The following is a 25,620-nucleotide window of genomic DNA, read 5'->3' as shown; positions in this document are numbered from 1 at the left end:
GTTATTCTCCTTTGATGGCGGTTTTGAGACCGGCGAAATCGCTGCCGACGAAATTCAGCGAAGCTTCGTATTGCAGGGCGTTTTCGCCGAAGCGGACATGTTCCTGCTCCGATTCCACGGTGTTGCCGTCCATGCTGGGCTGGGCCGGGATGCGGTAGAGGGTCGGGGGTTCCTTGGGGATGGGGTCGATATCGATATGGGCGGGATGGGTCAGGCTCAGGCCGAGCGCGGGGTCGGGGTCGGTCACGCCCTTCAGCACCTTGCGGAAATCGATATCGCGGGCCTTGTAATGCGGCGTATCGACGTTCGCCAGGTTGGAGGCCAGGAGTTCGGTGCGGCGGTCGCGCAGCTTGAGCGCGAGCGGGTGTATCCCTAAGGCGTTGGCGAAACTGATGCTGCCCATGGCGGAATCCTCGTGTACGGTTGCGACGGATTTTGCAGAAGCCGTGCCACGAGTGGGGAATGGCGGAATTCGGACGGGCGGGGAGGGCGGGTTCCGCGACCGCTTGCCCAGGCTAATTCTTTGAATTCAAAGAGATATGAGGTGCGGAGGGCCGGTGGCACGATCCGGTCGCGGGCCGGATGGCGCGGTGCGGGTGGGTAGGATTTGCCAATGTAGCAGTGACGGATTCCTGGCGCTAACCGCCGAGATAGCGGGCCGTGACCGCTTCCAGTCCCTGCCCATCGACGAAATCGCGCAGGTAGTCTTCCAAGTCCGCCGCGCTCAGGTCCAACACCCCCAGTTCCCGCAACCGGGCCAGTTGGCGGCGCTCCCGCCCGGACAAGCGCCCGTCCAGCAGGAAGCCCAGCACGATGATGAGATGGCAGATATCGGCGACCCGCGGGCGGGCCGTCTTGAGCTTTTGGAGATAATCCGGCGGCAGCGGATGGTAGGGTTCGACCGGGATGCCGAACCACTCGACCACGGCCTTGGTGAGATGGTAATGGTTGGCGTGGAAATCGCGCTTGTTGACCGCGATATATTGCAGGGTGTCGTAGATCAGCCCCAGTTCCGCAGGCTCGGGCCGGAATTCCGGCAAGCGCCGCACGATGAGATCGATGGAGGTCTGGCCCATCACCACCACCCTGGCGTTGCGCAGGATCGTATGGGTGGTGTAGGCGTTGACCGCCATGTAGATCGGCATCCCCGAGAAATCCAGGTAGACCCGCAGCAACTCCCGCCCGAACAGGTTCGACAGCGCCGCCCGCATCAGGGCGCTGCCGATCAAGCCCTTGAGCCGGTTGAACAACAGGTAGAGATAGACCAGCCAGGGCGTCAAGCCCTCGAACGGGTCGATGCCGTAGACCCGTTGCTCGCCCGAGCGCCGTTCCAGGGCGATGCGGATCAGGCCGTGGGTTTCCCCGGCCCGCCGGTCGCGCCGGATATAGCCGGTCGCCACCGCGATGCCGTGGACCGCCGCGAGATTCAGGAGCAACAGCGCGTACAATTCCAACAGGGTTATGCCCAGCATCCAAAGCCCGCGTTCCCAGTGGATGCCGTTCCCGAGGTGCAGGAACGGCCCGCCGATACGCCCGGCTTGGCCTTCGAAGACATCCGGGAAGGCGTAGATCGGCAGGAAGATCGCGAGATAGGCCACCAGTTCGATCAGGACCGCCGCCACCATGGCCCGGCGTTCGGTGCGGCGCACCCGCCGCAGTTCCTCCGGGGTCAGCAGATGCAGGTCTTCGTCGCTGTGCGGGAAGCGGATCGGCAGGGCGTCGAAGAAGCGATGGTAGAGGCGTTCCATGGCTGGGCTCTGGGCCTTGGGGAAATCGGCGGCGGGGGCGCGGGGGGCCGCCCCGCGGATTCCAAGGAATCCGCGGGGCGGGGAGCGCCTATTCCGCCTTCGCCGCTGGCTTGGTGGGTCGGCTGCGCAGCTTGGCGATTCTCTGCAAGCCTTTCTCGCCCAGGGCTTCGCCGGGGTATTGGTCGGCCAGGGCTTGGAATTCGCATTCCGCCGCTTCGAGCTTGCCGAGCTTCATCAGCAGGTTGCCGATCTTGAACCGCCAGCGCTTGGCCTTGGGATGCTTGGGCCGCAGGGCGAGGCAATCCTGGTAGCGGTCGATGGCCTTGTCGGCTTGGTCTTGCGCCTCGGCGATGGTGGCCAAGCCTTCGTAGGCGTCCAGCAGGTGGCTGTTTTGGTCCAGCAGGGTCCGGTAATGCTGTTTCGCTGCGCCATGGTGGCCGGCTTGGACCAGGGCCGCGGCCAGTTCGACCCGCCAATCGGCGGCGTCGCCATGGTCCGGGAAGCGTTCCAGGCAGGTTTGCCAACGCTGGATGGCGGCCTCCCAATCCTGGCGGGCGGCGGCGGTTTGGGCGAGGGCGACAGGGCCGGCCGCCCGCTCGGGATGGCTTGCGGCCAGTTCGGTAGCCAGGGTTTCCGCCGTTTCATGACGTCCTAGACGGATCAGCGCCCGCACCTCGGCAGCCCGCCAGTCGGCGGCGTCGGGATGGTCGGGATGGTACTGTTGGCAGGTTTGCCAGCGGACCAGGGCTTGTTCCCAGTCCTTGGCCTTTTCCGCCAGCAGGGCGAGGCCGCGCAGGGCGGCGGGCCACTCGGGGGCTTGCGCCAGGGCTTGCCGGAAGGCGGTTTCGGCTTCGGCCCATTGCTTGATCCCCAGATGGATGTCGCCCTTGAGCGCGAGGAGTTCGGTGGAATCCGGGTATTGCGTCAAGCTCCGCACGGTTTCCGCGAGTGCGGTCTGGAGGGCTTTATCCTCGATCAGCAGCCGGGCCAACTGGGCGAAGCCGGCCGCGTCTGGGGAGCGCCTGAGGACTTCGCGTTGGGCGAGAACCGCGTCGGATTCCCTGGTTTTCGCACCGCGCTGGGCCGTCGCGCCAGGCCGTGGCCCGGTGGGGTCTTCGACCGTGTCTTCGGCTTCTTCTTCCACCGCTGTGGGTTCCGCTTCGGTTTCGGGCTCCTGGATGAGGGCGTCAGTTTCCGACGGATCGGTGGGAGCCGGATCGGAGGACGCGGCGGACGGGGTGGCTTCCGCTGTGGGTTGCGGTTCTGGCTTGGCGGGTTCCGTCCGACCGATTTTTAGCAATTTTTTCCATAGACTCATAGGCTTACCTTGGATGGGCTGCGGTTTGGAAGGTTAAGTATAAGCCCGCCGTGGTGCTTGCGGACCGGGGCGGGTGGGGTTCATGGGTGTTGGGGCGGACGGTACGATAGGCGGGGCAAGTATACAAGACAATCGGTTTTTCCCAGGCGGGCGGGACCGGACGAACGCGGTTTGGCGGAAATTTTAAGGAGTGGATATGACGATGCAAGCGCAAGACGGGGCCGGGACGCGGCGGGGGTTTTTGCGGTGGTTGGCGGGCTGGGCGGCGGCGCTGGCGGGTGGACGTCCGCTATGGGGGGCGGCGCGGTCGGCCACCGCCGGAGGGGGCGACCCGCCATCCGGGGCGTTCCCGGCGGCTTTGGCCGCGGTCTTGGGCGGGCGTGATTGGACCGAATCCCCGGCGGTCGCTCTGGAGGTTCCGTCCCTGGCCGAGAACGGGGCCATTGTGCCGGTCACGGTCGAAAGCCGCTTGCCCGATACCACGCGGTTGTTCATCTTCGCTGAGAACAATCCCGGACCGCTGTTGGCCCGCTTCGATTTCGAGCACGGCGCGGACGGTTACGCCTCGCTCCGGGTCAAGCTCAACGCCTCCGGTCCGGTGCTGGCCCTCGTCGAGGCCGGGGGCCGGTTTTATGGCGCGAGCCGACAGGTCAGGGTGATGGTGGGCGGTTGTGGTTGAGGCGGGGTTTCGACCTATCATTCCGCATCCCAAGCTTTCCGCCGAGTGTGCCATGAGTGCCGAAACCCCCGCCGTCAAACCCGCCGTCCCACCGCCCGTGCCGGAGGGTTCACCTCTGGGTCGGCAATTCGCCGCCTATCTGTGCCGTTTGGGCGGCGAGGACGATCCGGCGGTGGCTTGGGCTGTGCGGCTGGCCTGTCTGGCGGTGGCCGGAGGCCAGGTTTGCCTGCGCCTCGCCGATTATGCCGGTACCACGATCCTGCCCGAGGACGGGACCGATCCGGTCGAACTGCCCGCCCTCGCCGAGTGGCAGGCACGGTTGGGGCGCTCGCGCTTGGTCGGCCCGCCCGGCCAGTTCGCGCCCTTGATCCTCGATACGGGTTCGCGCCTCTATCTGGCCCGCTATTGGAATTACGAGCGCAAACTGGCCGAGCGGTTGTTGGATTTGGCCGAAAGCCCTGCGGCAGGTATCGACCTCCCGCGCCTCCGGGCCGATCTCGACCGTTTGTTCGCCCATAACCGGGAAATCCCCGACCGCCAGAAATTGGCGGCGGCGGTGGCGGTGTTGCGGCGGTTTTGCGTGATTTCGGGGGGGCCGGGTACCGGCAAGACTTCGACCGTGGTGCGTATCCTCGCCGCCCTGCAAGCCCAGGCCGGGGACCGGCCTTTGCGTATCGCCCTCGCCGCCCCTACCGGCAAAGCCGCCGCCAGGGTGCAGGAAGCCATCCGCAACCAAAAGCAAAAACTGGATTGCCCCGACGCCCTCCGCGCCGCCATCCCCGACACCGCCTGCACCTTGCACCGCTTGCTGGGCGCGCGGCCCGATTCGGTGTATTTCCGCCATCATCGCGACAATCCGCTGCCCGTTGATGTGGCCGTGGTGGACGAGGCCTCGATGATCGACCTTGCCCTGATGGCGAAGCTGGTCGATGCCCTGCCGGAACACGCCCGCTTGATTCTCTTGGGCGACAAGGACCAACTCGCGGCGGTGGAGGCGGGTTCGGTGTTTGGCGATCTTTGCGCCAGCCAGGGCTACGGCCTGGATTTCGCCGCGCAATTGCGCGAGGCGTCGGGCGTGCCGGTCGCCAGCAGCGATATGTTCCCCCCGGCGCTTTCCAATTGCGTGGCCCTGCTGACCCATAGCCATCGCTTCCGCGAGGACAGCGGCATCGGTGCCCTGGCCCGCTTGGTCAACGAAGGCCGCCCCAAGCCCGCGCTGGATTTGTTGAACAAGGGCGATCATGCCGATCTGGCTTTTGTGCGCGAGCGCGGCAAGCAGGTCCAGGACTTGGCCGAGCGCATGGCGCAGGGCTACGCCGCTTATTTCGCGGCGGTGGACGCCGAAGCCGAGCCGCGGGAAACCCTGCGGGCCTTCGACCGCTTCCGCGTGCTGACCGCCCATCGCGAGGGCGGACGCGGGGCGCGGGGTGTGAACCGGCAATTCGAGGAGCGGCTATGGGCGCAGCGGCGGTTGTGGCCCGGTACCCGCTGGTATGCCGGGCGTCCGGTCATCGTGACCCGCAACGATTACGACCTGCGCTTGTTCAACGGTGATATCGGCGTGGCTTTGTTCCTGGAAGGGGAGCTCCGGGTCTATTTCGAGGATGCCGATGGCCGGGTGCGCGGCTTCGCGCCGGGGCGGTTGCCCGAACATGAGACCGTGTACGCCATGACCGTGCATAAGAGCCAGGGTTCGGAATTCGACGAGGTTTTGCTACTGCTGCCCGAGGCTGAAAGCCCGGTATTGGACCGGCCCTTGGTTTATACCGCCATCACCCGCGCCCGCCACAAAGCTGAAATCCGCGGTTTGCCCGCGGTGTTGGAAGGGGCGATCAAAAGTTCGCCGCGTCCGTCTTCGGGCTTGGGGGAACGTTTGTGGCGTGGTGGCCAATGAGCCGCGAATCGGCCAGAGCCGCCGCGCTGGCGCTGGTTTTGAGTGCGACGGGCGGGGTCGGGGCCGCGCCGGAACCGGCTTGTCCGGGCGATGGCGGGGTCGCGCAACAGGTCGAGTCCCTGCGCCAGGAGTTCCGGCAGGCGATGGCCGCGCAGGAGCGCCGTCTGCGCGAGTTGGAAGATGCCATCAAACGTCTGGCCCCGCCCGAATCGCGTGCCGAAGCGGCCCGGCCCGCGTCCGTCCCACCGCCTCCGCCAACCGCGCCGCCGCCCTCCCGCGCCAGCCTCAGCGTCTGCGCCCAGGGCTGCGATGCCCGCGATTTGCAAAGCGCGGTGCGGCAGGTCGCGCCCGGCGGCGAAATCCGGGTCGCGGCGGAGACCCATGGCGATTGCGCGGTCATCGACAAGCCGCTCGTCCTCAAGGGGCTGCGCGGGGCCGATGGGCGACGCGCCCACCTGGCAGGCGGGGTGTGCATGGGCAAAGCGCCCTTGGTGACGGCAGCGACGGGCATCGTCATCGAGGGCTTCGAGATCACCGGGGCCGAGGTCGAGGACGGCAACGGGGCGTGCGTCCGGCTCGATCCCGGCACCCGCGATTTGACGATCCGGGATATCCATTGCCATGTGGTGCAGGATGGATTGTTGGGCCAGGTCGGCGGGCGCTTGACGGTGGAGGATTCGACCTTCATCGGGGATCGCGGCGGCCAGACCCATGGCAAATTCGGGCATGGGTTCTATCTTTGGGGCGACGCGGCCCTGATCCGGCGCACCCGTATCCTGTCGATCCAGCACCAAGGCCACACCCTCAAGACCGGCCTGGGTCAACTGACGGTCGAGGATAGCGTCCTCGCCGCCCTGGACGGCCATAATTCCCGCGCCATCGACGCCTATGGCGGCGGCAACCTCGTGGTGCGGCGCAGCGTGATCCAACAAGGACCGCATTCGGATAACAACGACATGATCGGGCTGGGTTTGGAGCCGGGGCGGATGCTGGCCGGAGGCCATTCGCTCACGCTGGAGGATAACTGGGTGGTGTTCGATGCGGGCGGGCGTTGGCGCAAGCTGTTGTTGCGGGGGCGGGAACTCGGACCCATCGCCCTGGTGGGGAACCGGCTGGTCGGCGTGGACGCGCCCGGTTTGGATACCATCCGCGAAATCGGCGACCACTGGTTCGACGACCGGCAAAAAGCGGGTTTGCCGCCATTCGATGGCTCCCTGGAATCGCTGCCGAAGCCGGGCGGTGCCTTATGAAATGGATGGGCTGGCGGGATTTCCGCGATAAGCTCAGCATCGCTTCGCATTGAGCCATCCCTTGGCGGCGACTACAATGCGGCGTTTCTCAGCGCTATCCGGCAATCCATGAACGACGAATTCCAGCGCCGCGCCGACGAGATCATCGAGGCCGGCCGTTTCATCCACGGCAAGGGCTGGGCGCCCGCCACCAGTGGCAATTTCTCCGCCCGCCTGGCTGATGGCCGCATCGCCATCACCGTCTCGGGCCGCCACAAGGGCCAACTCACCCCGGACGATATCATGCTGATCGACGCCGAGGGCCGTTCCCTCGACGGCAAAAAGCCCTCCGCCGAAACCCTGCTGCATACCTCGCTCTACCGCCGTTATCCCGCGATGGGCGCGGTGCTGCATCCGCACGGTCCCAGCGCCACCCTGGTGTCCCGACTGTTCCGCGATGAGGTGGTGCTGGAGGATTATGAACTGCTGAAGGCGCTGGCCGGGATTGCCACCCACGAAAGCCGCATCGCCATCCCGATCTTCCCCAACGACCAGAATATCCCGAGGCTGGCCCTCAGGGTCGAGGAATACCTGGAACTGCACGGCGATATTTATGGCTACATCATCGCCGGGCATGGTTTCTATACCTGGGGCGACTCGGTCGCCGACGCCCTGCGCCATGTCGAGGCTTTGGAATTCCTGTTCGATCTTGAAATCCGCTTGCACGGAGTCAAAACCCTATGAGCGTACTCACCATACACCCCGCCGATAACCCGGCCCAGGCCGAACGCATCACCGATCCCGACCTCATGGCTGAACGGCTGTGGGAGATCGGCGTCCTGTTCGAGCGCTGGCAGGCCGAGCATGAATTCTCCCACGAGGCCGATCAAGACACGGTGATCGCCGCCTACCGCCATTCCATCGACCGGCTGATCGACCGCTACGAATTCCATTCGGTCGATGTGGTCAGCCTCAAGCCCGACCATCCCCAGAAAGATGAACTCCGCGCCAAATTCCTCAGCGAACACACCCACGACGATTTCGAGGTGCGTTTCTTCGTCGAGGGCCGGGGGCTGTTCTACCTGCACGCCGAGGGCAAGGTCTACGCCGTGCTATGCGAACAGGGCGACCTCATCAGCGTGCCGGACAACATCCAGCACTGGTTCGACATGGGCGAAAATCCCGCTTTCAAATGCATCCGCTTCTTCGCCACGCCCGAGGGCTGGGTCGCTAATTTCACCGGCTCGGCCATTGCCGCAAGCTTCCCCAAGTTCGAGCAATATCTGGCCGCCTACGCATGATTAAGGCGATCCTCACCGATATCGAAGGCACGACTTCCTCGCTGTCCTTCGTCAAGGATGTGCTGTTCCCCTATGCCCGCGAACGCTTGCCAGGATTCGTCCGCGCCCATGGCGACGATCCCGAAGTGGTGCGTTTGCTGGACGAAACCAGTGCGTTGGGCGGTTTCGCGCCGGAGTGTGAACGGGCTATCGCCCAGCTTTTGGCTTGGATCGCGGAAGACCGCAAAGCCCCGCCGCTCAAGGCGCTGCAAGGGATGATCTGGGCAGAAGGCTATCGTTCCGGCGCGTTCTTCGGCCATGTCTACGAGGATGCGGCGCGGAAGTTGAAGGAGTGGCACGCGGCGGGGCTGGCCCTGTACGTGTTTTCCTCCGGCTCGGTCCAGGCTCAGCAACTGCTGTTCGCCCATACCGGATATGGCGATTTGACGCCCTTGTTCTCGGGTTATTTCGATACCCGCACCGGCCCCAAGCAGGCGCCGGATGCCTACCGGGCAATCGCCCGCCAGATCGGCCTGGAACCCGGCGCGATCCTGTTCCTGTCCGATATCGTCGCCGAACTGGACGCGGCCCGGGCGGCGGGATTCGCCACCCGCTGGCTGGTGCGCGGCCCGGCCCGGCCCGGTCCTGCAATCCACCCCGCCGTGCCGGATTTCGACGCCATCGCGGAAATAGCCTGATTGTCCGCCAATCCATTGTTTTTCATGCTGTTTTTGTCCATTCCCGGAGTCCTTGGTCCACGGCGGGCCGGTTCCGGGGTGGCGCGGTTCGTGCTTTGTAGTTCGTCGCAATTAAAGGTTGATCCTGCCGTGGCTTTCCAAGTAAAGTGCCCGGCTTTCGACCAGGGAAATATTTCCCGCCCAAGTATCGAAGAATTCCCCGCCCAACCGCACCCGCTTGTGTCAGGGGGCTACGGAGAATTCCTCGATGCTTATGCGAAGACCGCTTGCTTCTTTTCCATCGAAGAGGACTTCCCGTGAGCAACCCATCCAAACTCGTCCTGGACCGCCAGGATTTTCCGGTCCGTGGCCTGTCGCGCCGCGGTTTCCTTAAGCGGGCGGGTGCCGCCGCCGTCGGCGCGATGCTGTTGCCCTCCGCCGAGGCCGTCGCCAAGAGCTTCAGCCGCGAACGCCTGCTCTCGTTCCATAACGTGAATACCGACGAGGAGATGAACATCCTGTGCTGTCCCGAGCAGCAATACGATGCCCGTCTCCTGGAACGCCTCAACTATTTCCTGCGCGACCACCACGCCGAGGTGTCCCGGCCCATGGACCCGGCTTTGTTGGACCTTCTCTTCGCCGTGTCGGTCTTCACCGGCAGCAACGGCACGTTCAAGATCATTTCCGCCTACCGCTCGCCCGAAACCAATAGCTGGCTCCGCAAGATCAGCCACGGCGTGGCCGAGCATTCCATGCATATCGAAGGCAAGGCGGTGGACATCCGCATGACCGACGTGGATACCCACACCATCCGCCGGGTGGGTTTGGCGCTGCAACAGGGCGGAGTCGGTTATTATCCACGCCATGATTTCGTGCATCTGGATACCGGCGACGTGCGCTCCTGGTAAGCGGGACCGGCCTTGATCCCTCGGCTTTTTTGAATTTTAAGGAGTAGCAGCGATGCGTATCGACGAAGATGGCAATATGGAACTGAGCGCCGAGGAGAATCAATCCTTGATGGACGAACTGGATATCCCGGAAGAGGAATACGACGATCCGCCGGTCGAGATCGAGAGCGTGGGGATGGAGGGCGGCGCGGCCACCTTCACCGCCACCAACACCAAGACCGGCAAGACGGTGACTTTGGTGTTCGATTTAATGGGCGAAGGGGATTTTGAGGGATAACGCCGCTGGGTTCAGCGCCGGAGCCGTGGGTCGAAGGTGAAGTTGGAAGGTTCGCCGATCCGCAGCTGGGCGAAATCCCGGTGCGCCGGATTGAGGAGATCGTTGGTTTCGGTGGGAATAATCGCGGATGGAACCGCCAGATATTCTACCGCCAGCAAACCGCTATCCGTATGGACCAGGATTTCCAGTGCCGCCAGGGATTGGGTCGCGGCGGTATAGACGACCGCACTTTCCTTGTGATTCCAGCGCCCGCCATACCGCCGGGCATCCTCGCCATCGAACGCCCCGGCCCCGTGCGCCGTTTGGCATAACCACCAAGCCCGGATCAACTGAAAACCCCGTGTTCCCCCACCACCCCAGCATGTCATCGACCTAGGCCGCGCCGTTGTCGGTGTCGAGCAAGGCCAGGGGAGTCGTGCCATCCAGGGCGCGGTTGGGGCGGTGCAGCCATTCCGATGCTTTATCCCGCGCACCCAAGACCCGTTTGGCGTGGGCCAATATCCGGCCAAGGCGGTCTGATTCCCCCGATGCCCGCACAAGAAAACCGATGGGTTCCATGTTTGCCATGGTGCGACCTCCGATGAATACCAGGGGATAGGGTAAACCAATCCGGTGGGGCGGGACATCCCGCTATCCGATCACCCCATCCAATCCCTCCACCAAGGCCAACCCCGGCCTATCCCAGTAAATCCCGGTCTTCTGCCCCGGCTTGATGCCGCGCAGGAACAGGTAGAACACCCCGCCGAAATCCCGCCCGTAGTCGTAGCCCGGCAGCCGTTGTCCCAGATAGCGGTGCAGAGCCACGGTATAGATCAGGTATTGCAGATAATAATGGTCGCGGGCGATGGCCGCGCCCAAGCGGGCCGGGGCGTATTTGGCATAGGCGTTGCCGAGCCAGTTGGATTTGTAATCCGCCAGGTAATAGCGCCCACCCGCCTCGAATACCAGATCGATGAAGCCCTTCATATAGCCTTCGATGTACTTGAAATCCAGGTGCCGCGCCGCCTGGGCGAAGCGCGGGTCGCAGCCGTGCTCCGGGTTTTCCAACAGTTGTTGGAACCGCCGCCCCGAACCGCCCCGGATCGTATAAGTGAATTCCATTTCCACCAGCCGCTGTTCCGGCGGGATCGCGCCCAAGCGCACGCCTTCCTTGTTGAGCGGGGTCGCCAGCAGGGCTTCGATGTTCTTGCGGACGGTGGCGGTCCAGGCTTCGTCCAGGCCGTGGGCCTTGAGCTTGCGTTTCACCCATTCGCCCAGTTTGTCGCCGTCGGGATGGGTGAAATCCCAATCCTCCAGGATGGCGTGCAAACACGTCCCGGCCTTGGCCCCGCGCGGGAAGGCGAACATGGAATCGCTGGCCGGTACTTCGTCGTCGGTGTCGGGTTCGGCGGACAGGTCGTAATCGGGGTCTTCGCTGTGGCGGCCGGTGGCGAGCCCGGTGAAACTGCTCATGCGCCAACTGGGATAAAGCCCTTTGCGTGAAAAGCCACGGGCCGCGGGTTCCGGGGCCGGGTCGATGTCGGCGGCGCGATAGTTCAATGGCGCGCAATCCAGGGGTTCCACACTGGCCCCGCCGTCCAGTTTGGCCGCGAACGCTTGCACATCCTTGAGGATCAGGGGATGGCCGCCTTGCGCGAGCCGTTGTGCCAGCGCGGCGGCGGGATCTGCGGCGACGTCGATCCCGGGATTGCCGTGCAACAGCCAGCCCAGGGCGGTGGTATGCAAGCCTTCGCCCGGATCGCGCCCGTTCCGCACATCGCCCCACACCACATGGCAGCGGTAGATAGCGCGGGTCAGCGCTACATACAACAGCCGGAGCTTCTCCGACATTTCCTCCAACACCGCCTGGGCGCGGTGGGTTTCGATCTGGGGCGAACCCAGGTCCAGCACTGGCTCGCAGCCGTCGTGGAACAGGATGGCCGTGGCGAGGCGCTGCATCAAGCGCCCATCCCAGACGAAGGGACAGAACACGATGGGATATTCCAAGCCCTTGCTGGTGTGGACGGTGACGATCTTCACCCGCTGGGCGTCGCTTTCGAGGCGCAGTTGGGCGGCTTCGCCGGCTTTCGCGGTTTGGCGGAGGGTATGGCCGAACCAGGTCAACAAGGTGTCGATACCGGCTTTGCGGCGGCTTTCGACTTGCAGTAGTTCGGCGAGGTGCAAAAGGTTGGTCAGGCGGCGTTCGCCGTCGCGGTAGTCGGGAAGGTTCCGGGTGACGCCCGTTTCCTCGAACCAGCGCCGGAACATGGGCATGAAACCTTCGCGTAACCAGAGCTGATGATAAGTCTGGAAGCGCTCGAACAGTTTTTCCCAGCCCGGTTCGTCCTGTTGCAGCCGGTGGATGGCGTTGGCGCTATAGCCCATCACTTCGGTGGCGAGGGCGGCTTTCATCAGGGATTCGCGGCCCGGCGACGCGATGGCGAGCAGCACCCGTTCCAATTCCAAGGCTTCGCCGCTCTCGAACACATTGTCCTGGCCCTGGCGCACGCTGGGCACGCCGCACAGGCGCAGGGCCGCCTCGACCTGCCGGGCTTGGTGGTGGGTCGCCACCAGGACGGCGATATCGCCGCCGTTGAGCGGGCGCTCGCCCAGGCGGTTATGGCCCGCCGCCGCGCCACGCAAGAGCCGGGCGATGGCGTGGGCCGTGCCTTCCGCCGCGAGGCTGGCGGCGGTGCCTTTGCCCAATGGAACCGGATCGCCTTCTTTATCCTGCTCGGCGGGCAATATCAGGAAACGCAAGGGTTCGCCGCCATCGTCCGGGATGCGCAGCGGCTCGCGGGCGCGGTGGGCGGGCGCGACTTCCGGGTAGGGGATATCGTCCAGCAGGAACGGGCGCTCCCGGCCCAGGAACAAGGCGTTCACCGCCCGGATCAAGCCGGGTTCGGAACGCTGGTTGCGCATCAGCGTCCCGCGCCGGATGTTGTCGGCCCCGCGCGCCTCCAGATAGCTGAACACGTCCGCGCCCCGGAAACCGTAGATCGCCTGCTTGGGATCGCCCACGAAGAATACCGGCTGGCCGCCATCGCCGTACACCCGGCGGAAGATGCGGTATTGCACCGGGTCGGTGTCCTGGAATTCGTCGATCAGGGCGGCTTGGTAGCGGCGGCGGATGGTCGCGGCCAGCCGTTCGCCCTGTCCGGCGTCCAGCGCCGTCGCCAGCCGGTTCAGCAAATCGTTGTAGGAGAACACGCGGGCCAGGGTCTTGCGCCGTACTAATTCCTTGTCGCAGAAGTCCAGCAAGCGCGGTTTCAAGGCCAAGAGCCGGGCGGCATAGGCGGTGCGCAAACACTCGGCGGCGCTCATGAGGGCTTGGCAAGCTTCGCAGAACGGATGCTGCGGCGGCTCGTGGCCCTTGTTCATGCAGGTCGCCAGGGTGGCCGCGCCCAGCTTGGTGATGCCTTCGGGCAGGGCGAGGCTAGGCAGGCCCGCCGTACCGTCCAGCGGCCAGGGCGCGAGATAGGCGTCGGCCTCGGCCAGCCACAGTTTGAGCTTGGCGGCGGTGATCTTCTTGCCATTGAAGCCGCGATGATTCAGCAGCAATGCCGCAATGCCCGCCCGGTCTCGATGCCAAGCCAGGGCGGTCCGCCGCATGGCGGCGTGGAAGGCGGCTTCCAGCGCCGCCGTGTCGGCCCGGTCCTCCGCGCCCAGCACTTTCAAAAAGGGCTTGCCGACATGCCCGGCGATTTCCCCCAGCCAAAGATCGGGCGATTGCTTTTGTTCGAGCAGGAACCCGGCCCAGGCTTCCGCGGCGGGATAGACTTCGCACCGCCAAAAATCATCGACGATTTCGCGCAGCAACTCGGTTTCGTCGGGCAGGATTTCGCAATCGAAATCGCTGCCCGACTCGAAGGCGCTCTCGCTCAGGAGCCGCTGGCAGAAGCCATGGATGGTGAACACCGCCGCCTGGTCGAAACCGCCGATGGCGCGGGTCAAGCGCCGGATCGCCAACGCTTTGTTGGGGAGGTGGAATTCGAGCATGGCGCGGCAGAATTCGTCGCCATTGGCATCGCCGGTTTCCAACGCCGCTAGTACGTCCCTGAGACGCTTGCGGATGCGGTCCTGTAGCTCGGCGGTGGCGGCTTTGGTATAGGTCACGACCAGGATTTGATCCACGCTCAAGCCGGGTTCCAGGATCAAGCGGGTGTAAAGCCCGGAAATGGTCCAGGTTTTGCCGGTGCCGGCGCTGGCCTCGACCAGGGTGAGCCCGGAGAGTTCGGCTTGATAGACGTTGAATTCAGAGTTGGGCGAGATGGCCATATATGGGTCCGATTAGGGATGCGTTAAAATAAGCTTTGGGTCATGAAAGTCTTGCCAAAACCCTTATCGGGCGCGGTTATAGTCATTCCAGGGATGCATGGCTCGCTGACGTTCAATAATCATTATAAAATCGCTATAAAAGGAGGGTGTCATGTATGCAAATCGTAGACAACATTATCGTCGGCCTTTCAGGTCCACCGCCTTGGTCCTCCGGCAAGGAGGCTCGCCGCAATTATGCGTGCGGGATTTGTCTCTGGATGGCTGTGGGGGTTATTTCAACGGCGACCCCCTGTTGGAGGCCGGTAGCGTGGTACGGATGAAGCTACCCAGCCTGGACCTTGAAGTCTGGGCCACCTTGACCCGGCTCACTCCCCTCGACAAAGGCCGGTATTATGCCGGTTTCCATTTCGACCCTTCGACCCGGAAGCCGGTGTAGGCGGGCAAGGCGCGGTTTCCAGGTCTAAATCCCAGGGCGAGCCTGCCATCCCATAAATATCGGCTCGAACCGCTTCCCCTTTCGTCCTGGCGGAGCCGATGCGATCCCGGTCGCGTCCATTCCGCAGCCCTGTTGAACACTTGCCGACACCGAGGAAGCCGAGCGCCGGGCCGGGGCAGGGCACACCGATCCAAAGATTACGGAACGGGTCTACAACCGCAAGCCGGGGAGGGCGAAACCCGCCGGGAAGGAATGATTTTCGGAATTTTTTTCGGAAAAACAAAAAGGCCTAAGTACAGGACAAAATCTTCAAAGCCCAGATGAAGTTGGCGAATTTTTCGGCGAGGTTCAAGACGGTGTTGCGAAGGAAGTCGAGTCCGTGGCGGAAGAGGGACTTTATAGTGGACCCCGTTTTCCGGACAGTCATTTAAGATGGTGACGGTGGAGAAACCGGAGTCAAAAGTGAGCGAGAAGAAACGCAAGGTGTTCAGTGGGGAATTCAAGGCGAAGGTGGCCTTGGAGGCGATTCGGGGGGTGAGCACGGTCAACCAGATCGCCCAGGAGTTCGGGGTGCATCCGACCCAGGTGGGGCTGTGGAAGAAGGAACTCCAGGAGCAGGCGGGAAGCCTGTTCGAGGCCAAGCGGGGTCCGAAGGTGGTGGACGAGTCGGCGAGCGCCGAGCGGCTGTACTCGGAGATCGGGCGGCTGAAGATGGAATTGGACTGGTTGAAAAAAAAGTCCGGGATCGGCCACTGAGGGAACGCCAGGGCTGGATCGACCGGGGAGGGCCATTAGCGCCGAGCCGTCAGTGCGCCTTGGCGGGGGTGTCCCGCTCGGCGCTGTACGCGCCCCGCCGCGAGCGTGAGCCCAGCGCCCGGGACCTGGAACTCCTGGCGCTGATCGACGCGGAATACACCCGGCATCCGTTCTACGGCAGCCGCCGGATGGTGCGCCACCTGCGCGACCTGGGGCACCGGGTCAACCGCAAGCGGGTCCAGCGGCTGATGCGGAAGTTGGGGCTGGCGGGAATGGCGCCGGGGCCGAACACCAGCCAGCCGCATCCCCGGCACAAAATCTATCCCTATCTGCTGCGCGGCGTGGAGATCGACCGTCCAAACCAGGTCTGGTCAGCCGACATCACCTACGTGCGTTTGCCGCGCGGTTTCGTCTACCTGGTGGCCGTGATCGACTGGTACTCGCGCAAGGTGCTGGCGTGGCGGGTCTCGAACACGCTGGACAGCGGCTTCTGCGTGGACTGCCTGGCACAGGCGCTGGGTGCCTACGGTGCCCCGGAGATTTTCAACAGCGACCAAGGCTGCCAGTTCACTTCGGACGCCTTCACGGGAAAGCTGAAGGAGCACGGCGTCGCCATCAGCATGGACGGGCGCGGGCGGGCCCTGGACAACATCTTCGTCGAACGGCTGTGAGCGGCGGACCTGCCTAACACCCTGAATCGGGATGTTAGGAAAATAATCCGCTTAATGTCACGAATAACGCACGCAAATCAAAATACAGTCCGATAGTTTTGACAATAAAAAGAACAACTCGCCACTCCCGCTATTCATTCAACGCCCCGGATAAAAGCGCCTTGCTGACCCACATCAAACCCGCATCTTCCGGGCTGATCCGGCTGGCGAAACCCAGCTTCTTCATCAAGCCCAGCATCTTGGTATTGTTCGCCAACACCTCGCCTTCCAAAGCCACATAACCCTTATCCCGCGCCGCTTCGATCAGGCTGTGCATCAAGCGCGTGCCCAGGCCGTGCTGTTGCCAGCCGTCGGCGATGACCAGGGCGAATTCGGCGGTGCGTCCATCCGGGTTGGTGGCGTAGCGGGCCACGCCCAGCGCGGTTTCGCGCCCGTCCTGCACGGTGGTGGCGAGCAGGGCCAGTTCGCGGTCGTAGTCCAACTGGGTCAGGCGGATCAGCAAATCCTGGCTCAAATCCTGGATCGTGTTCATGAAGCGGAAGAAGCGGGCTTCCGGCGACAAGCCGCGCACGAAGGCCCGTTCCAGTTCGGCGTCTTCCGGGCGGATCGGGCGGATTTGGATATCGGTGCCGTCGTTGAGTTGCAGGTGTTCGACCCAATGCAGGGGATAGGGGTGGATCGCCATATGGCCGTAGCGGTGGCGTCCCGCCGGGCGGGGCTGGACCACGATGCGGGCGTCCAGGGCCAGGACGCCGCGGTCGTCGGCCATCAGCGGGTTGATGTCCAGTTCCTTGATTTCCGGGAGTTCGCAGGCCAGTTCCGACAATCTCAGCAACACGCCGACCAGGGCCGCGTGATCGACCGGGGGCAGGTTGCGGAAGGCATCCAACAGTTTGGCGGTGCGGGTTGCCTGGATCAGGGTCTCGGCCAGATGTTCATTGAGCGGCGGCAGGGCGACGGCGCGGTCGCGCAGCACTTCCACTGTGGTCCCGCCCGCGCCGAAGGCGATGACCGGGCCGAACACCGGGTCGTCGACGATGCCGACCAGCAGTTCCCGGCCTTTGGGGTCGCGGTACATCTTTTCCACCGTGACGCCCTCGATTTGGAGGCCGGGACGCCGGGCGCGGACCGCCGCCAGCAGATCGTTATAGGCCGGGCGCACGGTCCCGGCCCCCTCGACATTGAGTTTGACCCCGTCCACGTCGGATTTATGGACCAACTCGGGCGCGAGGATTTTCAGCGCCACCGGGAAGCCCAGGTATTCCGCCGCCGCCAGCGCCTCGTTGGGCGTATGCACGGTGAGGGCCGGGGCCATGGGGATGTGGAAGGCGCGGAGCAGAGCGCGGGTTTCCAGGTCGCTGAGCTGGCTGCGGCGTTCCGATAATGCGCCTTCGACGATCAGGCGGGCACCCACGATATCCGGCGGGGTCTGGCTGGCGAGCGGACCGGGGGCTTGCAGCAGCAGCTTTTGGTTGTCGTGGAAGGCGGCGAGGAAGGCGAAGGCTTCGAGGGCGCTTTCCGGGTTGGTGAAGCTGGGGATTTTATGGTGGGCGAACAATTCGCGGCCTTCCTGGACCTGGGCCGCGCCCAGCCAGCAGGCCAGGAGGGGCTTGCTGGTGTGCGCCGCCGCCTGGATCACGGCTGCGGCGGCTTGGGTGGGTTGGGTGGTGGCCTGCGGTGTCAGCAGGACGAGGACGCCATCGACCTGTTCATCTTTCAGGCAGGCGGTGACGGCGGCGGCGTAGTGTTCGGGTGTGGCGGCGTCCGAGAGGTCCACCGGGTTGGCGCGGGACCAGGTGGCGGGCAGGTCGGCGTCGAGTTGTGCCAGGGTGGCCGGGCCGGGTTCGGCGAGGCGGATGTTTTGTTCGACCGCCCGGTCGGTCGCCATCACGCCGGGACCGCCGGCATTGGTGACGATGGCGAGCCGTTGGCCGCGCAGGCGGTGGCGGGTGGCGAACAATTGCGCGGCGGCGAACATCTGCTCGATGCTCTTGGCCCGTACCACGCCGGCCCGGCGCAGGGCCGCGTCGAACACATCGTCGCTGCCGATCAACGCCCCGGTATGTGATAGCGCGGCGCGGGAACCCTCGGCATAGCGCCCGGCCTTGATGGCGATGACCGGTTTGAGCCGCGCCGCCGCCCTGAGGCCGCTCATGAAGCGGCGGGCGTCCCGCAGTCCTTCGAGATAGACCAGGATGCTGCGGGTGTGGGGGTCCAGGGCCAGATAGTCCAGGGTATCGCCGAAATCCACCCCCGGCCCGCCGCCCACCGCGACCACGGCGGAAAAGCCGATCCGATGGGCGCAGGCCCAATCCAGGATCGCGGTACACATCGCCCCCGATTGTGAAACCAGGGCCAGCGAGCCGGGTTCGGCGGTGTTGTGGCTGTCGGTGGCGTTGAGGCCGAGTCCGGGCCGCATGAAGCCGAAACCGCGGGGGCAGAGCAGACGGACGCCCTGGCGGGTGGCGGCTTCCTGTAAAGGGCGTTCCAGGGCCGGGCTGGTGGCGTCCTCGTGGTCTTCGGGCAGGATCAAGGCCGCTTTCACCCCCGCCGCGCCACAGGCGTGGATGAGTTTGGGAGCCGCCGTTGCCGGGACCGCGAGGATGGCGAGGTCCACCCGCGCCGGGAGGGCTTCGAGACTGGGGAAACAAGGCCGGTCGCCGAGCGTGGCCGGTCCGGGCTGGATCGGGTAGATCGGCCCGCCGTAAGCGCCCGCCACGAGGTTGCGGTAGACCCGTCCGCCTACCGTGCCGGTTTGGTCGGAGGCACCGAATACGGCGATGGCTTGTGGGGCGAACAGGGGTTGCAGGTAATGCTGGCTCATGGTGGGTGCCATCGAGGTGGCCCGGGGGGGCAACGGAATCCGGGCGACGGGTTACTGGGCGGCTTTGGCCAGCTTGCGCCGATGTAGGACGACATAGACCGCCACCAGCACCGCGCTGAATCCCACCGCGCCCAACACCGCCTGATGCGAATAGCGCACGATCAATTCCCGTTCCGCGCCGATGAAATAACCGATCCAACTCAGGATCGATACCCATAGTCCCGCGCCCACCGTGGTGTAGAGCGAAAACCTGAGATGGTCCATGCGGGCGATGCCGGCCGGGATCGAAATCAAGTGCCGGATCACCGGCAGCAAGCGCCCAATGAAGGTGGAGATTTCGCCATGGCGCAGGAAGAAGCTTTCCACCCGGTCGAAATGTTGTTCGGTGATCCAGACATAGCGCCCGTATTTGATGACCAAGGGCCGCCCCAGCCACCGCGCCACGAAATAATTGGCATAGGCACCCGCCAGGCTACCCAGGGTGCCGCAGAGGATGACCAGGGTCATATCCATCTTGCCCTGCTGGGCGAGGTAGCCTGCGGGAGGCATCACCACTTCGCTGGGGATGGGGAAGATCGAGCTTTCCATCGCCATGAGCAGGAAGATGCCGGGATAGCCCAGGGTGCCGATGGTTTCTACCAGCCAGTTGATGAGTTCGTGCATGGGATTCCTTGTGGAGGTTGAAGAGGCGGTGCGCCCGGTTATGCCGGATTCGGGCCGTATCCAATCGGCGCGGTCTGGGTTTAGACCACACCCGGCAACAGCGGCACGAAGATCACCGGCTCCACCTCCTCCGCCTGGTAGCCGACCTCGGTGCGGACCACCCGCTTCAACATCTGCGCCCGGCCATCGCCGACCGGGATCACCATGACGCTGCGCCGGGCCATTTGTTCGAGCAGGGCGGGCGGGATTTCGGCGGGGGCGGCGGTGACGATGATGGCGTCGTAGGGCGCGTATTCCTCCCAGCCCCAGCCGCCGTCGCTGTGTTTCATGCGCACGTTGCGGAGGTTGAGGTCTTGCAGGCAACGGCGGGCGCGCTGTTGCAGGGGATAGATGCGCTCCACCGTATGCACCCGCTTGGCGAGTTGGGCCAGGATGGCGGTTTGGTAGCCGGAGCCGGTGCCGACTTCCAGCACCTTGTCGGGGACGCCGGGTTCCAGCAGCAACTCGGTCATCCGCGCCACGATATAGGGTTGGGAAATGGTCTGGTTGAAGCCGATGGGCAGGGCGGTGTCTTCGTAGGCCCGGCTTTCCAGGGCTTCCTCCACGAAGATATGCCGGGGGGTTTCCAGCATGACTTTCAACACCGCCGGATGGGTGATGCCTTGTTCTTTCAGGCGGTGGATCATGCGCTCCCGGGTACGGCGGGAGGTCATCCCGATGCCCTGAAGGCGTTGGTTCATAAGTCGATCTCCTGGGGTAGCCAATCCCCCAGCGGGTCCAGGCTCTCGTAGCGGGTCAGGTCGATCTGCAAGGGCGTGACCGAGACATAGTGGTGGCGGATGGCGTGGAAGTCGGTGCCCGGCCCGGCGTCCTGCTCGGGGCCGGCGCAGCCGACCCAGTAGATTTCCCGACCCCTGGGATCGCTGGTGCGGACCACGGGTTCGGCCTTGTGGCGCTGGCCCAGGCGGGTGGAGCGGAAGCCTTTGAGGCTGTCCCAGGGCAGGTCGGGCACGTTGACGTTGAGCAAGGTGTCGGGCGGCAGCGGCTGGGCCTCTATGCGCTTGAGCAAGGCCACGGCGACCCGGCCCGCCGTGTCGAAATGGCTGGGGTTGTTGCCGGCCAGGGAAATGGCGACGGCGGGCAGGCCCAGGAACCGGCCTTCGGTGGCGGCGGCCACGGTGCCGGAATAGATCACATCGTCGCCCAGGTTGGCCCCGTGGTTGATGCCGGCGAACACCATGTCCGGTTCCCGTTCCAACAGGCCGGTGATGGCGAGGTGTACGCAATCGGTGGGCGTGCCGTCCACCTTGAGGAAGCCATTGTGGGCTTTCCCGACCCGCAGCGGGCGGTCCAGGGTCAGGGAATTGCTCGCGCCGCTGCGGTTGCGCTCGGGGGCGACCACGGTCAAATCGGCCAGTGGTTTGAGGGCTTGCGCCAAGGCCGCCAGACCCTCGGCGGCATAGCCATCGTCGTTGCTCAACAAGATATGCATATCCGTTAACTCCCTAAGATTGCAGGCATTCTACACAAGAACGGCGGAGACGGGACGGGCGTGTTCCGGGGTTTTTCCGGGGATGGCAGGTTGGCTTGTCATGCCGGGGAGACAGGGAATACCGGGCCGTGGGAACTTGGTGGTTCCTTGATCATCCGCCTTGACGCTGCGGGGTGGATTCCCCGACCATTGCCGGTCCCCCGCCGTGAGCGGCCCTTATCTTACCCAGGAACGCGGACCATGAACCCGAACGCTTGCTGCGCCTTCGCCGCCAAAATCAAAACCCAGCCGCTTTATCGGAAATACGCCGCCTTGCCGCCCTTGGCCCAAAAACTGGTGCTGGTCGGCTCGCTCGCCTTTTTCGCCACGGCCCTCCTGGCCTTCCTCTATTACTTCGTGGACCGCATCATCGCCCTGGGCGCCTTGGCCAGCATCCTGGCGGGACTCGCCACCGGCTTGGGGGCTTTGCCCGCGCTGTTCGTCAAGGAGGTGTCGCGCACCGCCTTGAACGCCATGCTGGGCGGTGCCGCCGGGGTGATGCTGGCGGCGACGGCATTTTCGCTGATCGTGCCGGGGATTCAGTTCGGCAACCAGTTGTGGCCGGGCTGGGGGGTGTACGTGGTGGCGGCGGGGATCATGGCCGGGGCGGTGTTCCTGGTGCTGGCCGATCAATGGCTGCCCTACGAAAAATACCTGGAAGAGGGCGAGCGCTTCGATTCGCTGCGCAAGGTCTGGCTGTTCATCGCCGCCATCGTCCTGCACAACCTGCCGGAAGGCGGGGCGGTGGGCGTGAGTTTCGGCAGCGGCGATTGGCATAACGGGGTTGCCATCGCCATCGCCGTCGGTTTGCAGAATATCCCGGAAGGCTTGGCGGTGGCGATGCCCTTGGTGGCCCTGGGCTATAAGCGCGAACAAGCGGCCTTGATCGCCTTGCTGACCGGCTTGATCGAGCCGGTGGGCGGGTTCCTGGGCGTGGCGATGGTGACGGTGTTCCTGCCCTTGCTGCCCATCGGCATGGCGTTCGCGGCGGGGGCGATGCTGTTCGTCATCAGCGACGATATCATCCCCGAGACCCAATCGCGGGGTAAGGCCCGTTACGCCACCTTCGCGGTGCTGTTCGGCTTCATCGTCATGATGATCCTCGACAACCTCTTGACCTGAGCGGGGCGGCGATGGCGTGCGGATTGATTGCCGAGGTTGCGGCCTGGGCGGAGCGGACCTTGCCCGCCTTGGATTGGGCGCGGGGCTGGGGCGCGGCGGGGACCACCTTCGCCCTGGTGGGCGCGGCGGAATTCGGCGACAAGAGCCAACTGGTGTGCATGGCGCTGGCGGCACGGCATCGGCATAGCCCGGTGTTGTGGGGTTCGGTGCTGGCGTTCGCTTTGTTGAATCTGATCGCCGTGGCTTTCGGCGCGGCGGCGGGGGAATGGTTGCCGCCAAATGTGGTGGCGGGTGGGGTGGCGGTGTTGTTCGCGGGGTTCGGCATCCGCGCCTTGCTCGCGCAAGAGGAAGACGCGGACGGCGAGGTCGAGGAAAAGACCGGGCATGGCATCTTCGTGACCACCTTCCTGATGATCTTCCTGGCCGAGTTTGGCGATAAGACCCAGATCGCGGTGGCGGGGTTGGGCGCGGCGGAACCCGTGGTGCCGGTGTGGCTGGGCGCGACCTTGGCCTTGTCCACCACTTCGGCCCTCGGTATCTGGGCCGGGCGGACGGTGTTACGGAAACTGCCGCAGCATGTGATACACCGGATCGGCGGGGTGTTGTTCCTGGGGTTCGCGCTGTTCGCGGCGCATGAGGCGGTGCCGCCGGGGTGGTGGGATTTGGCTGAGGCTTGGGTTAAGGCTTGGGCCGGTTGATTGGGAGGAATGGGCGATGCTTGAACGGGTGCGGATCGAGAATTTCAAATCCTGGAAGACCCGGATACAAACGGAAACGCGATGACCGGCCTACATCGCTGGCGTAAAATGCCCCTCCTCACCGCAACCCACAGCCGAACATGACTGCCGATTCCAAGCCCGTTTCCCTCTCCGGCCTGACCTTATCGGGTTCCGCCCCGCTGACCCCGGACCAAAAAACCTTCAACCGCCTCATCAAGCAAATCGAGGACCGGCGCGCCCGGTTGGCCGAATGGGACGCGGGTCTGCCGTTGTTCCGGCACCATTATGGCCAGGATTTGGAACCGTTACTGGAACGGGAAACCATGCTCAAAGCCCAACTCGCCGCGCAGTTGGACAAGGTCCACGACCAGAAAGGCGTGACCCAGACCGAACGGCGCAAGCTCTCTGCCCTCATCGTCAATCTGGCATGCGAAGTGATCGAATACGGCGAACAGGAAGAGGCGATGAAGGCGTTGTACAACAAGTACAGCCAGTCGGATTTCGACGCCGAGGAAGCCGCCCAGTTGGGACAGATGAAATCCATGTTCGAGGATGTCCTGGGCGTGGACTTGGGCGACGACCTGGACCTGCGTTCGCCGGAGGCGATGTTCGAGCGGCTGCGGACGCAGTTCCAAGCCCAGGCGGAAGCCCGGCCCCAGTCCAAGCCGCGCAAGCCATCCGCCAAGCAACGGGAGCGGGAAACCCAGCGCGAGGCCGAGGCCAAGCAGCTTTCCCAGTCGCTCCGGGACATCTACCGCAAGCTCGCCAGCGCCCTGCATCCCGACCGGGAGTCCGACCCGGAGGAAAGTCGGCGCAAGACCGCGCTGATGCAACGGGTCAACGAAGCCTACGAGCGGGGTGGTTTGCTGGAACTGCTGGAACTGCAACTCCAACTCGAACACATCGACCCGGCCCATCTGGCCAACCTGGAGGGGCAGCGGCTCAAGCACTACATCAAGATACTCAAGGACCAAATGCGCGAACTGGATGGACAACTCCAGCGGGTCCGGTATGGCCTCGCCATGGAATTCGGCTGTGCCCCGACCGTGAAGTTGTCGCCGGCGGTACTCATGGCCTGGCTCCGGGAGGATATCGCCACCACGGAAGCCCGCTTGGATGAACTACAGGGTCAATTGGCCGCGGCCGGCGACGTGAAGTCAGCCAAGGCATGGCTGAAAACCATCACCTTGCGCCGTCCGGCCCGCTATCCCGATTTCGAGCTATTCTGACCGTCGGCGTTTTCCCGCGCCGGGCCCGGCGCTCCACCGTCGGGATTCGGATGCCAACGCCCGCAGGAAAGCCCGGCTCCCACAACCCGCGCCCGCACTCCAAATCCGCCATGACCCCCGACGCTCCCACCCCCCGCCCCCTCATCGGCCTGACCCGTCTCATGCGCCTAGCCTTCGCGGACCAAGACCTCGCCCCCCTCGGCGAGCAATTGCTGGCCCGCGCCCGAGAATACCCGGACGAGGCCACGACCTTGCTGGATTTGTCCACCGTGCTGCTGTTGCGCGGCCAGCGGGAAGCAGCGCTGTCGGTGCAGTCCTTGGCCTTGGGAATCGATCCGCTGTACCACCTCCCGGCTCCGGCTCCAATGGCGCTGCGCCTATTGGTCATCCTGGGTCCGGGCGATTTGATGGCGAATTCCCCGGTGGAATGCCTGCTGGAACAGTCGGATGTGGATTTGCATCTGCTTTATCTGACACCGGACCGGCCTTTCCCCGCTAGCGTCCCCGACCACGATGTGCTGTTCGTCGCCGTGGCCGAATCCGACGCCAACCAGCCCTTGCTCGCCGCCATCGCGGCCTATGTCGCGCATTGGCCGCGCCCGGTGCTGAATCCGCCGGGCCGCATCGCCGGTTTATCGCGGGACGGCGTGGCGGCTTGGCTCAAGGACGCGCCCGGCTTGGTGTTGCCGCCGGTGGCGCGGGTGGAACGGGCCGCTCTCGAACGCCTCGCGCGCGGCGGCGCGGCTGTCGCCGACTTGCTCGCGGATGGGGATTTCCCGCTGATCGTGCGGCCCGTCGATTCCCACGCGGGCCATGGTCTCGCCAAGCTGGACGATGGGGCGGAACTGGCCGCCTACCTGGAAACGGCGGCCGCCGCGGGCTTTTATCTTTCGCGTTTCGTCGATTACCGGGGACCGGATGGGCTGTTCCGCAAATACCGGATCATCTTGATCCAGGGTCGGCCCTATCTGTGCCATATGGCGGTTTCGGCGCATTGGATGATCCATTATCTGAATGCTGGGATGGCGGACAGCGCCGACAAGCGGGCGGAAGAAGCCCGCGCCATGGTGGAGTTCGAGACTGGATTTGCTCAACGCCACGCCGGAGCCTTGCGGACCATCCACGCGCGGGCGGGGTTGGATTATGTCGGGATCGACTGCGCCGAGACGCCCTGGGGGGAATTGCTGGTGTTCGAGGTGGATAGCTGCATGATCGTCCACGCCCTGGACCCGGTGGACCTGTTCCCTTATAAGCAGCCCGCGCTGCGGCGGTTGTTCGATGGTTTCCGGGCGATGTTGCTGCGGGCGGCGGGTATGGGAGCTTAACGGCGGGAGGCGGGTGGCCCGCCCGGCGCGGCGTTCCAGGCTGTAAAGTTTTGCCAGGTCCGCCCGATAACTCCTAC

The 25,620-nt window shown here is 64.6% G+C and carries 24 protein-coding genes and 1 pseudogene; 15 read left to right on the top strand and 10 right to left on the bottom strand.

Annotated features, from left to right (window positions below; all coding sequences use genetic code 11):
• Position 1: 1 nt before the first annotated feature.
• The 3 genes from flgB to B9N93_RS13040 all read right to left on the bottom strand — a co-directional run bounded on the left by flgB (position 2) and on the right by B9N93_RS13040 (position 3,066).
• Positions 2-403, bottom strand: coding sequence for a flagellar basal body rod protein FlgB (gene flgB, locus B9N93_RS13050; RefSeq protein ID WP_085214320.1), 402 nt, complete (start codon positions 401-403; stop codon positions 2-4).
• Positions 404-638: 235 nt separating this feature from the next.
• On the bottom strand, positions 639-1,748 hold the full coding sequence (locus B9N93_RS13045) for an LBF_2804 family protein (protein ID WP_085214318.1): 1,110 nt from the start codon (positions 1,746-1,748) through the stop codon (positions 639-641).
• Between the two features lie 88 nt (positions 1,749-1,836).
• Positions 1,837-3,066, bottom strand: a complete 1,230-nt coding sequence (locus B9N93_RS13040; RefSeq protein ID WP_085214316.1) for a tetratricopeptide repeat protein — start codon at positions 3,064-3,066, stop codon at positions 1,837-1,839.
• Positions 3,067-3,262: 196 nt separating this feature from the next.
• Here B9N93_RS13040 and B9N93_RS13035 point away from each other — a divergent pair, with 196 nt between their 5' ends.
• The 9 genes from B9N93_RS13035 (at position 3,263) to B9N93_RS13000 (ending at position 10,010) form a co-directional block, all read left to right on the top strand.
• Positions 3,263-3,745, top strand: a complete 483-nt coding sequence (locus B9N93_RS13035) for a thiosulfate oxidation carrier protein SoxY (protein ID WP_085214314.1) — start codon at positions 3,263-3,265, stop codon at positions 3,743-3,745.
• Positions 3,746-3,797: 52 nt separating this feature from the next.
• Positions 3,798-5,639, top strand: a complete 1,842-nt coding sequence (gene recD, locus B9N93_RS13030; protein ID WP_085214312.1) for an exodeoxyribonuclease V subunit alpha — start codon at positions 3,798-3,800, stop codon at positions 5,637-5,639.
• Positions 5,636-6,889, top strand: coding sequence for a right-handed parallel beta-helix repeat-containing protein (locus B9N93_RS13025; RefSeq protein ID WP_085214310.1), 1,254 nt, complete (start codon positions 5,636-5,638; stop codon positions 6,887-6,889). The genes recD and B9N93_RS13025 overlap by 4 nt, the downstream gene beginning before the upstream one ends.
• A 108-nt stretch (positions 6,890-6,997) precedes the next feature.
• The gene (locus tag B9N93_RS13020) at positions 6,998-7,612 is read left to right on the top strand and encodes a methylthioribulose 1-phosphate dehydratase (protein WP_085214308.1); all 615 of its coding nucleotides are present in this window, start codon (positions 6,998-7,000) and stop codon (positions 7,610-7,612) included.
• A complete protein-coding gene (locus B9N93_RS13015; protein WP_085214306.1) occupies positions 7,609-8,169 on the top strand; it encodes a 1,2-dihydroxy-3-keto-5-methylthiopentene dioxygenase in 561 nt (186 codons plus the stop codon). The genes B9N93_RS13020 and B9N93_RS13015 overlap by 4 nt, the downstream gene beginning before the upstream one ends.
• The gene (gene mtnC / locus B9N93_RS13010) at positions 8,166-8,846 is read left to right on the top strand and encodes an acireductone synthase (protein WP_085214304.1); all 681 of its coding nucleotides are present in this window, start codon (positions 8,166-8,168) and stop codon (positions 8,844-8,846) included. The genes B9N93_RS13015 and mtnC overlap by 4 nt, the downstream gene beginning before the upstream one ends.
• A complete protein-coding gene (locus tag B9N93_RS24740; protein WP_125468974.1) occupies positions 8,847-9,146 on the top strand; it encodes a hypothetical protein in 300 nt (99 codons plus the stop codon). It abuts the gene before it with no gap.
• Positions 9,143-9,733, top strand: coding sequence for a YcbK family protein (locus B9N93_RS13005; RefSeq protein ID WP_254899390.1), 591 nt, complete (start codon positions 9,143-9,145; stop codon positions 9,731-9,733). The genes B9N93_RS24740 and B9N93_RS13005 overlap by 4 nt, the downstream gene beginning before the upstream one ends.
• Before the next feature lie 52 nt (positions 9,734-9,785).
• Positions 9,786-10,010, top strand: a complete 225-nt coding sequence (locus tag B9N93_RS13000) for a hypothetical protein (RefSeq protein ID WP_085214302.1) — start codon at positions 9,786-9,788, stop codon at positions 10,008-10,010.
• An 11-nt stretch (positions 10,011-10,021) separates the two neighbouring features.
• Here B9N93_RS13000 and B9N93_RS12995 read toward each other — a convergent pair whose 3' ends face one another.
• The 3 genes from B9N93_RS12995 to recB all read right to left on the bottom strand — a co-directional run bounded on the left by B9N93_RS12995 (position 10,022) and on the right by recB (position 14,267).
• Positions 10,022-10,339 (bottom strand): RES family NAD+ phosphorylase, encoded by a 318-nt coding sequence (locus B9N93_RS12995; RefSeq protein ID WP_217807303.1) that lies wholly within the window; start codon positions 10,337-10,339, stop codon positions 10,022-10,024.
• A gap of 43 nt (positions 10,340-10,382) precedes the next feature.
• Entirely contained in the window at positions 10,383-10,577 is a 195-nt protein-coding gene (locus tag B9N93_RS12990) for an MbcA/ParS/Xre antitoxin family protein (RefSeq protein ID WP_085214298.1), read from the bottom strand.
• A 63-nt stretch (positions 10,578-10,640) separates the two neighbouring features.
• Positions 10,641-14,267 (bottom strand): exodeoxyribonuclease V subunit beta, encoded by a 3,627-nt coding sequence (recB, locus tag B9N93_RS12985; protein WP_085214295.1) that lies wholly within the window; start codon positions 14,265-14,267, stop codon positions 10,641-10,643.
• A 151-nt stretch (positions 14,268-14,418) separates the two neighbouring features.
• Here recB and B9N93_RS12980 point away from each other — a divergent pair, with 151 nt between their 5' ends.
• Entirely contained in the window at positions 14,419-14,703 is a 285-nt protein-coding gene (locus B9N93_RS12980) for a PilZ domain-containing protein (protein WP_085214293.1), read from the top strand.
• Between the two features lie 462 nt (positions 14,704-15,165).
• Positions 15,166-16,127 (top strand): annotated as a pseudogene (locus B9N93_RS12970) (IS3 family transposase); the annotation flags it as partial.
• Between the two features lie 133 nt (positions 16,128-16,260).
• Here B9N93_RS12970 and B9N93_RS12965 read toward each other — a convergent pair.
• The 4 genes from B9N93_RS12965 to surE form a co-directional block, all read right to left on the bottom strand.
• On the bottom strand, positions 16,261-18,954 hold the full coding sequence (locus B9N93_RS12965) for a bifunctional acetate--CoA ligase family protein/GNAT family N-acetyltransferase (protein ID WP_085216273.1): 2,694 nt from the start codon (positions 18,952-18,954) through the stop codon (positions 16,261-16,263).
• Between the two features lie 51 nt (positions 18,955-19,005).
• Positions 19,006-19,617 carry a DedA family protein gene (locus B9N93_RS12960; RefSeq protein ID WP_085214286.1) on the bottom strand — a complete coding sequence of 204 codons (612 nt, stop codon included), beginning with the start codon at positions 19,615-19,617 and terminating at the stop codon, positions 19,006-19,008.
• Positions 19,618-19,697: 80 nt separating this feature from the next.
• On the bottom strand, positions 19,698-20,357 hold the full coding sequence (locus B9N93_RS12955) for a protein-L-isoaspartate(D-aspartate) O-methyltransferase (RefSeq protein WP_085214284.1): 660 nt from the start codon (positions 20,355-20,357) through the stop codon (positions 19,698-19,700).
• A complete protein-coding gene (gene surE, locus B9N93_RS12950; RefSeq protein ID WP_085214282.1) occupies positions 20,354-21,109 on the bottom strand; it encodes a 5'/3'-nucleotidase SurE in 756 nt (251 codons plus the stop codon). Before surE ends, B9N93_RS12955 begins: the two co-directional genes overlap by 4 nt.
• A gap of 240 nt (positions 21,110-21,349) precedes the next feature.
• On the opposite strand from surE, the gene B9N93_RS12945 reads away from it, so the two are divergent.
• The 4 genes from B9N93_RS12945 to B9N93_RS12930 all read left to right on the top strand — a co-directional run bounded on the left by B9N93_RS12945 (position 21,350) and on the right by B9N93_RS12930 (position 25,543).
• Positions 21,350-22,270, top strand: coding sequence for a ZIP family metal transporter (locus B9N93_RS12945; protein WP_085214280.1), 921 nt, complete (start codon positions 21,350-21,352; stop codon positions 22,268-22,270).
• 11 nt (positions 22,271-22,281) lie between these two features.
• Positions 22,282-22,968 carry a TMEM165/GDT1 family protein gene (locus B9N93_RS12940; RefSeq protein WP_085214278.1) on the top strand — a complete coding sequence of 229 codons (687 nt, stop codon included), beginning with the start codon at positions 22,282-22,284 and terminating at the stop codon, positions 22,966-22,968.
• A gap of 140 nt (positions 22,969-23,108) precedes the next feature.
• Positions 23,109-24,218, top strand: a complete 1,110-nt coding sequence (locus B9N93_RS12935) for a J domain-containing protein (protein WP_085214276.1) — start codon at positions 23,109-23,111, stop codon at positions 24,216-24,218.
• Positions 24,219-24,328: 110 nt separating this feature from the next.
• On the top strand, positions 24,329-25,543 hold the full coding sequence (locus B9N93_RS12930) for an ATP-grasp domain-containing protein (protein WP_085214274.1): 1,215 nt from the start codon (positions 24,329-24,331) through the stop codon (positions 25,541-25,543).
• Positions 25,544-25,620: the final 77 nt, after the last annotated feature.

This window comes from Methylomagnum ishizawai (genome assembly GCF_900155475.1).
Lineage (GTDB): Bacteria > Pseudomonadota > Gammaproteobacteria > Methylococcales > Methylococcaceae > Methylomagnum > Methylomagnum ishizawai_A.
Note: the sequence above shows the minus strand (reverse complement) of the source record. Positions and strands in the feature narration are given on the sequence as shown.